Annotated in this window: 8 protein-coding genes; 5 read left to right on the top strand and 3 right to left on the bottom strand. The window is 71.0% G+C overall.

The window, feature by feature from the left end; all coding sequences use genetic code 11:
* Positions 1–38: 38 nt before the first annotated feature.
* Positions 39–1181: an FAD-dependent monooxygenase gene (locus tag AB0M88_RS28140; protein WP_364107345.1), complete on the bottom strand. Its 1143-nt coding sequence runs from the start codon at positions 1179–1181 to the stop codon at positions 39–41.
* A gap of 65 nt (positions 1182–1246) precedes the next feature.
* Here AB0M88_RS28140 and AB0M88_RS28145 point away from each other — a divergent pair, with 65 nt between their 5' ends.
* Positions 1247–1864 (top strand): TetR family transcriptional regulator, encoded by a 618-nt coding sequence (locus AB0M88_RS28145; RefSeq protein ID WP_364107347.1) that lies wholly within the window; start codon positions 1247–1249, stop codon positions 1862–1864.
* On the opposite strand, the gene AB0M88_RS28150 is transcribed toward AB0M88_RS28145, so the two are convergent.
* Positions 1861–2376 carry a DinB family protein gene (locus AB0M88_RS28150; RefSeq protein WP_364107349.1) on the bottom strand — a complete coding sequence of 172 codons (516 nt, stop codon included), beginning with the start codon at positions 2374–2376 and terminating at the stop codon, positions 1861–1863. The genes AB0M88_RS28145 and AB0M88_RS28150 overlap by 4 nt on opposite strands.
* The gene (locus AB0M88_RS28155) at positions 2373–4067 is read right to left on the bottom strand and encodes an alkaline phosphatase D family protein (protein WP_364107351.1); all 1695 of its coding nucleotides are present in this window, start codon (positions 4065–4067) and stop codon (positions 2373–2375) included. Before AB0M88_RS28155 ends, AB0M88_RS28150 begins: the two co-directional genes overlap by 4 nt.
* A gap of 133 nt (positions 4068–4200) precedes the next feature.
* Here AB0M88_RS28155 and ftsY point away from each other — a divergent pair, with 133 nt between their 5' ends.
* The 4 genes from ftsY to AB0M88_RS28175 all read left to right on the top strand — a co-directional run bounded on the left by ftsY (position 4201) and on the right by AB0M88_RS28175 (position 8107).
* Positions 4201–5358, top strand: a complete 1158-nt coding sequence (gene ftsY / locus AB0M88_RS28160) for a signal recognition particle-docking protein FtsY (protein ID WP_364107353.1) — start codon at positions 4201–4203, stop codon at positions 5356–5358.
* 45 nt (positions 5359–5403) lie between these two features.
* Positions 5404–6201, top strand: coding sequence for an aminoglycoside phosphotransferase family protein (locus tag AB0M88_RS28165; protein WP_364107355.1), 798 nt, complete (start codon positions 5404–5406; stop codon positions 6199–6201).
* A gap of 173 nt (positions 6202–6374) precedes the next feature.
* Positions 6375–7733: an ammonium transporter gene (locus AB0M88_RS28170; protein WP_364107357.1), complete on the top strand. Its 1359-nt coding sequence runs from the start codon at positions 6375–6377 to the stop codon at positions 7731–7733.
* Between the two features lie 35 nt (positions 7734–7768).
* On the top strand, positions 7769–8107 hold the full coding sequence (locus AB0M88_RS28175; RefSeq protein ID WP_364107369.1) for a P-II family nitrogen regulator: 339 nt from the start codon (positions 7769–7771) through the stop codon (positions 8105–8107).
* Positions 8108–8355 lie beyond the last annotated feature (248 nt).

Genomic DNA, 8355 nt, shown 5'->3' on the forward strand with positions numbered 1-8355 from the left:
CTCACGGGCCCGGCCGGCTTCGGGCCGGCCGGGCCTGCTCAGCCGAGGTCCGGGGGACGCCAGTCGGCGAACCGGACCATCGTGCTCAGGGCGAGCCGGGGCGGGATGAGGCGCATGGCCGCGTTGCGGGCGGCCACGGCGACCGGGCTGGACAGTTCCTGCCCGAAGCGGCCCGCCGCGCGCGAGGCCTTGGCGACGCGCTGACTGCGAGGTCGGCGGGCGCGGTCATAGAGCGCGAGACCGTCCGGCCGGGCGGCGACGGCGGCGAGCACGACGGCATCCTCGAGGGCCTGGTTGGCACCCTGTCCGAGGTTGGGGACCATCGCGTGGGCGGCGTCGCCGAGCAGCGCGACGCGGCCCTTCACGTACGTCGTCAGCGGCGTGTCCAGGCAGGCCAGGTCGTCGCGGAGGACGTCCGCGGTGGCGTCGATCAGCGCGGCGATCGGGTCGTGCCAGGGGCCGAAACGGGCCCGCACCCGGGCCTTCTCGTCGCCGCGCGGTTCGCCTGGCGGGGCATTGAGGGCGGCGAACCAGTAGACGCGGCGGTCGGCGAGCGGCACGATGCCGAACTCGGCACCGCGGTCCCAGCTGATGCCGACGGTGAGATCGTGTGGCCAGACCGGGGTGATGCCGCGCCACGCGGTCACCCCGACGAACACCGGGGCGGCCGCCTCGGGCCAGAGCGCCTCGCGTACGGCGCTGCGGATGCCGTCGGCCCCGACCACCAGGTCGGCGCCGACTCCCGCCTCGCGGTTCGTGCCGTGTTCCCGGTAGGTGACCTCGCCCTCCGCGGTGACCCTCACGACCTGGGCGCCGGTGACGACGGTGCCCGGCGGAAGGGCGTCGAGCAGGATCGCGTGGAGGTCGGCGCGGTGGATGCCGATCGCCGGTGTGCCGAGTGCGTGTTCCAGCTCGCCGGCGCTGATCCGGGCCAGCCAGCGGCCGTCCGAGCGCCGGGTGCCTCCGGTCACGTCGTCGTGGCCGTCCGCCCGCACCTGCTCTCCGATCCCGAGAGCATCGAGGCAGCGCAGGCCGTTGGCCTGGAGCACGAGGCCGGCTCCGACCGCGCGGAGGGCTGGGGCGCGCTCCAGAACGGTCACCTCCCACCCGGTGCGGCGCAGGCCGATGGCGGCCGCCAGCCCGCCGATGCCGCCGCCGACGATCACTGCCGTTCGCGTCATGACGCCGCCCTTCTACAGGTGTAGAACGCCATACTACAGCTGTAGAAGGAGGTGGTGACCGCACGATGCCGACCGATCGGTTCGCGGTGCTGACCGACGCCGCCATCGACGTGCTGGCCGAGCTCGGCATGCGCGGCCTCACCCACCGGGCGGTCGACGCCCGGGCCGGCCTGCCGCAGGGCACCACGTCGGCCTATTTCCGCACCCGGAAGGCGCTGATCGAGGCGGTAGTGCGCCGGATCGCCGACCTCGACCGGGCCGACCTCGACGCCAACCAGCTGCCGGGCGAGGCCGAAGCGCCCGCGATCGTCCTCGACGACATCGACGCGGTGGCGGCCGGCATCGCGATCGTCCTAGACCGGTGGATGAGCACGGCCCGCAACCGCGCGCTGGCCCGCTATGCGTGCCTGCTCGAAGCGACCCACCATCCGGAGCTGCGCACGATCCTGGAACACGGCGACCCGTCCCGCGCGCAGGCCCGGGCCATGCTCGCCGCCGCCGGGGCACCGCATCCGGAGCGCGACGGCGAGCATCTCGTGGCCTGCATCGACGGCCTGCTGTTCACCCGGCTGGCCGGCGCGGGCTACCGGGACGCCCCGGCGCCGCCGGGCACGGCTGCGAACCGCGCCGACCTCGCCGCGGCCGTCGCGACTCTGCTGCGAGCCTTCGCCGCGCCGGCTTAATCGCCGGTGGCGCCGTCGATGCGCTCGCGGAGGAGGTCGGCGTGGCCGTTGTGGCGGGCGTACTCCTCGATCATGTGGAGGTAGACCCAGCGCAGGTTGCGGGTCATCCGATGCTGGAACTCCTGTTCGAGCGGCAGGGAGGCCACGGCGGCGTCGGCCAGTTTCAGCTCGGCCAGGAAGCGGTCGTAGTCGGTCTCGGCGTCGGCGTCGGCCAGGTTCTCGAAGTCGGCGTCCGGCTGCTGCTCGGTGAAGTAGACCGGCTCGGCGGTCTCGTGGGCGACCCGGTCGCGGAACCAGGAACGTTCGACCTCGGTCATGTGCCGGATCAGGCCGAGCAGGGTGAGGTTGGACGGCGGCACGCTCGCCGTCTTGAGCTGCTCGGCGGTCAGGCCGGCGCACTTGGTCAGCAGGGTCTGCCGGTGCCAGTCGAGCCAGCTCTGCAGCACGGCGCGTTCGGGGCCGGTCTTCAGTTCGTCCTCGCGGTGCGCCTGCGGCGCGGTCCAGGTAGTCATCGAGGGCCATCCTGCCGGTCGCCGCCGGCCGCCGCATCCGGATTCATGTCGACCGTGGCGACCTCGAACAGGTCGCCCTGCTTGGTGGTGCCCTCCACGCGTACGGTCGCGGCGCGCCCGGCCAGCCGGAGCGTGCTGACCGCGTTGCCGAAGTACGGGCCGGCCTCGCGCTTCCAGGTCCAGGCCGGTTTCGGCACGCCGGCCGACTTCGCCAGGCCCCGGACGCCCTTGGCGGCCGCCCGGGACCAGCTGAAACGCATCAGCGGGCGCATGAACGCGGGCACCTGGTTGTGCACCGGCGAGCAGGTCAGCTGGTAGACCGGCGTGGTCACCGGGGTGCCGAAGTCGACGCGGGCGACGTACGAGTGATGGACGTCTCCGGAGAGCACGCTGATCGAGGCCGGTGCCGCATAGGCCGGGCCGGCTCCCACCCGGTCGCCGGCACTGCCCTCGCCGAGCCGCCGGAACAGCTCACCCATCGCCTCGAACGACCGGCCGAACGCGGCCCAGTGTTCCAGGTCGAACGCCCGCCGCAGCTTCTCGGCCCGGGCCGCCACCCGCGGGCGGGGCGAGTCGGCGGTGCGCTCGTTCCACGCCTCGAGGTGGTGGATGGCCGGCGGCATCAGCCAGGGCAGCGACGAGCCGACGACCAGGTGGTCGTAGTCGCCGTGGGCCTGGTCGAGGAACCAGTTCCACTCGGTGGCCGGCAGCATCTCGCGGCGGCCCGGCGTGACCACGCGGTTGCAGCGGTTGTCGAGCATCACCAGCCGGGTGCGGCCCAGGTCGAGGGCGTAACTCCACTGGTAGCCGCGGCCGCCGTCGTCGACCGCTCGCCCGAAGTCGTGCAGCAGTTCGGTGGCGTCGCCGGCCGCCAGCACCTTCTGGTAGAGCGGGTCGGCGGCCAGTTGGTCCGGCCCGAGGTTGCCGAGGTGCTGGTAGACCCAGTAGGAGGCGAGGCCGGCCCCGATGCGCTCGGCCCACCATGGGGTGGTGGCCATGTCGGTGCGCCAGGACTCCGAGGTGTTCCAGTCGTCGATGATCTCGTGGTCGTCGAAGATCATCGCGCTGGGCACGGTCGAGAGCAGCCAGCGGATCTCCGGGTCGCGCCACGATTCCAGGTAGAGCTTGGTGTATTCGTCGAAGCTCACCACCTGGTCGTCCGGCCCGGGGTGGCCGTCGCGGCGGCGCCGGCGCAGGAACTTCCTGACCTTGGCCGAGGTCTCGTCGGCGTAGACCTGGTCGCCGAGCAGGACGATCAGGTCGGGGCGGCAGTCCGGGTCGTCGGGGGCGGCCATGAGGCGCCGCGCGTAGGCGTCGAGCGCGTCCGGGGGCAGGCTGCGGCCGGTCGCCGTCGGCGTCGCTTCGCGACACGACCCGAAGATCAGCCGCACGTTTCCCGCCCGGTGGTCGGTGGTGCGGATCACCGACGGCGGATAGGGAGATTCCGGGGGCGGCCAGACCGGCCGGTCTTCCAACAGCACCTCGTACGCGGTGGACGCGTTTTCCGGCAGGCCGTCGACGATCACGAGCGCGTAGTGATGCCCGTACGCCGAAAATGTCGGCGCGGAGCCGGAGGCGCCGCTCCCGGCCTCGACCCGCACCGTGGCCGGCGCCGTGGTCTCGACCCAGATGGTGGCCGTGGTGCCGGTCACGCGCCGCAGCACGGGACCGATGAGCAGGTGTGCGGTCACTGGTCGGCCATCGGGGGAGAGCCCTCCCTGCAGGAGCGTGACGGGGGTCTACATCCTGCGTCAGATGTGCCGGATGTCGCCACTGGAGCGGGCGACGCCACGGACGGGCGAGACATCTGTCAGGATTTCGGCTATGGAATACGTGGTCGCCGCAGTGATCCTCCTCGTCGTGCTGGTGGTCGGCGCCGTGGGCCTCGTGGTGCCCCGGATGCGACGCCGGCAGCTGCCGCCCCCGCCGGCGGCCGGCACGACCGTCATCGAGCGGCCGCCGTCCGAAGCGGCCCCGGTCCCGGTCGAGGAGCTTCCGCCGCTGGTCGAGACCCCGGTCGTCGAAGAGCCCCGGCCGCAGTTCGAGACTCCCGAGCCGACCGCCGGGCGTCTGGTGCGGCTGCGGGCCCGTCTGTCGCGGTCGCAGAGCACGCTCGGCCGCGGCCTGCTCAGCGTGCTGTCGCGCGACCACCTCACCGACGACGACTGGGAGGAGATCGAGGACAGCCTGATCACCGCCGACGTCGGGGTCGAGGCCACCCAGGTGATCGTCGAGCGGCTGCGCGAGCGGGTGCGGGTGCTCGGCACACGCAGCGTGACCGAGGTGCGCCAGCAGCTGGCCGAGGAGCTGACCGAGGCCCTCGAGCCCGGCCTGGACCGCTCGCTCAAGACCGCGCCGCACGACGGCCGGCCGGCGGTCGTGCTGGTCGTGGGCGTCAACGGGGCCGGCAAGACCACCACCTGCGGCAAGATCGGCCGGGTGCTGATCGCCGACGGGCGGACGGTGCTGTTCGGCGCCGCCGACACGTTCCGGGCCGCCGCGACCGAGCAGCTGGCCACCTGGGGCGAGCGGGTCGGCGCCGAGACCGTGCGCGGGCCCGAGGGCGGCGACCCGGCCAGCGTGGCGTTCGACGCGGTCAAGCGGGGCATCGACACCGGCATCGACACCGTGCTGATCGACACCGCGGGCCGCCTGCAGAACAAGGTCGGCCTGATGGACGAGCTGGGCAAGGTCAAGCGGGTGGTCGAGAAGCACGGCCCGGTCGACGAGACGCTGCTGATCCTGGACGCGACCACCGGACAGAACGGTCTGTCGCAGGCCCGGGTGTTCACCGAAGCGGTGGATGTGACCGGCGTCGTGCTGACCAAGCTCGACGGCACCGCGAAGGGCGGCATCGTCATCGCCGTGCAGCGTCAGCTGGGCATTCCCGTCAAGCTGGTGGGTCTGGGTGAGGGTCCGGACGACCTGGCGCCGTTCGAGCCGGCCGCGTTCGTCGAGGCGTTGCTTGGCAGCGACGCGTAATCTCGAACGAACCAGTTCTTCGGGCGACAACAGGGGAGGCCGTGGGTGACGCAGGAGCCGGTGCGGGAGATCCCGCTCCACGGCGGCAACGTCAGCACGGTTTCGCGGATCGGCGACACCGTCCGGCGCAACGCCGGCCCGTGGACGCCGGCCGTGCACGCGCTGCTCAACCATCTGCAGCGGGTCGGGTTCACCGGCTCGCCGAGCGCGCTGGGCATGGACGAGAAGGGCCGCGAGGTACTGACCTACCTCGACGGTGAGTGCGGCGAATACCCGCTCGCCCCGCACTGGGTGACCGAAGAAGCGCTGGTCACGGTCGCGACGATGCTTCGGATGTTCCACGACGCGCAATACGGCTTCGTGCCCCCGCCGGGTGCGGTCTGGCGCTCGTTCGGGCCGCCGCCGGCCGACTCGGAAGTGATCTGTCACCACGACGCCGCCCCGCACAACGTGGTCTGGCGGCCGGACGGCACGCTCGCCCTGATCGACTTCGACCTGGCCTCGCCCGGCGCGCGCATCTACGACGTGGCCTACGCGGCGTGGACCTGGGTGCCGCTGTTCAGCGACCGGGATTCGTACACGCTGGGCTGGAAGCGGCCCAACCGGCCGCGCCGGCTGCGGTTGTTCGCCGACGCATACGGATTGATCCCCCGCGACCGGCACCGCCTCGTGCGCACGATCCGTAAGCGGATCGTCGACCACGTCGAGGGCATCCGGCGCATGGCGGCGGCCGGCGACCCGGCTTTCGTCCGGATCGTGCACAAGGGCCACCTTCGCCGCCCTATGCGTGACCTGCGGCTTCTCGACTACGAGCGGCACACGCTGGAGTACGCCCTCCGCTGAGAGGCTGTGCGCTTTTCTTCACACGTACGAAACAAGCCGTCACGCGCCGGAAATCGCGCGTAGACCGTGCGTGAAACCTCCGACCGGAAGGCTTCCGCCACGAACCGGCCGACAGGCGACGCCGCCTCCTAGGTCGTGTGGTGAGGACACCTAACTTCTTAAGAGGAGGCAGCGTGGATATCGACACCGGCAATACCGCCTGGTTGCTTTTATCGTCTGCGCTCGTTTTGCTCATGACCCCGGGTCTGGCTCTGTTTTATGGTGGCCTCAACCGGTCCAAGGGCACCCTGAACATGATGATGATGAGCTTCAGCTGCATCGGGATCATCTCGATTCTCTGGGCTCTCTACGGCTTCTCGATTTCCTTCGGCACCAACGGCAGCTCCGGTGTCAACAAGGTCCTCGGCAGCTTCAGCCAGTACATGGGCACCGGCACCAGCTGGCAGACCGAGATCTGGGGCAAGACCGGCATTCCGACAATGGTCTTCATGGCCTTCCAGATGATGTTCGCGATCATCACGGTGGCCCTGATCAGCGGCTCGCTCTCGGACCGCTTCAAGTTCAGCGGCTGGATCCTCTTCGCGGTCGGCTGGTTCACCATCGTCTACGTCCCGGTCGCGCACTGGGTCTGGGGCGGCGGCTGGATCGGCGTCAACCTCGGCGCTCTCGACTTCGCCGGCGGTACCGCGGTGCACGTCAACGCCGGTTCGGCCGCTCTCGCGGTATGCATCGTGCTCGGCAAGCGGGTCGGCTGGCCACGGGAGAACATGCGGCCGCACAACGTGCCGTTCGTCGCTCTCGGTGCCGGTCTGCTGTGGTTCGGCTGGTTCGGCTTCAATGCCGGCTCCGAGCTGACCGTCGACTTCGTGACCTCGACCGCCTTCGTCAACACCCAGCTCGCCACCGCCGCCGCGCTCGTCGGCTGGTGCCTGGTCGAGTGGATCCGGGACAAGAAGCCGACCATGGTCGGCGCCTCCTCGGGTGCGGTGGCCGGCCTGGTCGCCATCACCCCGGCTTGTGGCTACATTCCGCCGATGGCCGCGGTCCTGCTCGGCATCGTCGCCGGCGTGCTCTGCGCCCTGGCGGTCGGCCTGAAGTACCGGTTCGGCTTCGACGACTCGCTCGACGTCGTCGGCGTGCACTTCGTCGGCGGCTGGATCGGCTCGCTGTGGATCGGCCTGTTCGCCAGCTCCGGCGTCAACTCGCTGGTCACCCACAAGTCGCTCTTCTACGGCGGCAGCCTCGACCAGCTCTGGCGGCAGTTCGTCGGCACGGGCGCCGTCACGATCTTCTCGTTCGGGGTCGCCTACATCCTGGCCCGGATCCTCAAGGCCGTGAAGCTGGCCCGCGTCGACACCGACGCCGAGGTCAGTGGCATCGACATCTCCGACCACGGTGAGACGCCGTACGACTTCACGCCCTCCGGTGGTGGTGGCGGTGGCGCCTTCGCCATGGCGGGCCTGGGCTCGTCGGCCCCCACTGAGGTGGACGCGGACGGCAAGGCCGACGCGAGCCAGAAGGTCGCCGGTTAATCTCCCTTATGACTTCTCCGATGGAGGGACTGAGCATGAAGCTGGTGACCGCGGTCATCAAGCCTTACCAGCTCGATGCGGTGAAGGAGGCCCTGCACGCGCTGGGGGTGACCGGACTGACCGTGAGCGAGGTGCAGGGCTACGGACGGCAGAAGGGACACACCGAGGTGTACCGGGGTGCCGAGTACACGGTCGAGTTCCTGCCGAAGATCAAGGTCGAGGTCGTCACCGACGAGATCGACGTCGAGAAGATCGTGGACGCCGTGGTGACGGCGGCGCGCACCGGCAAGATCGGCGACGGCAAGGTCTGGGTGACCTCGGTCGACGAGGTGGTCCGGGTCCGCACCGGCGAACGCGGCCTTGACGCGCTATGACCAGCCTTGACGCGCTGTGACCAGCCTCGACGCGCTCTGATCTGTCGATGACACCCACTCCAGTCGAGCCGCCGGCCGTCCCGGTCGGCGGCTCGGTCGAAAAGCTTCGCGAACACATCGGCGCCGCCCCCCCGGGCAAACCTGCGGCCGCGGGCCAGAGGTTGCTGGGCCGGCGCGTACCGGGCCACCCGCCCCGCCTCAGCCCGCTGGCGGGGGGGGGGGGCGGCCGGGGCGACTGCGCCCCCCAC

It is taken from the genome of Actinoplanes sp. NPDC051411 (assembly GCF_040682075.1).
Lineage (GTDB): Bacteria > Actinomycetota > Actinomycetes > Mycobacteriales > Micromonosporaceae > Actinoplanes.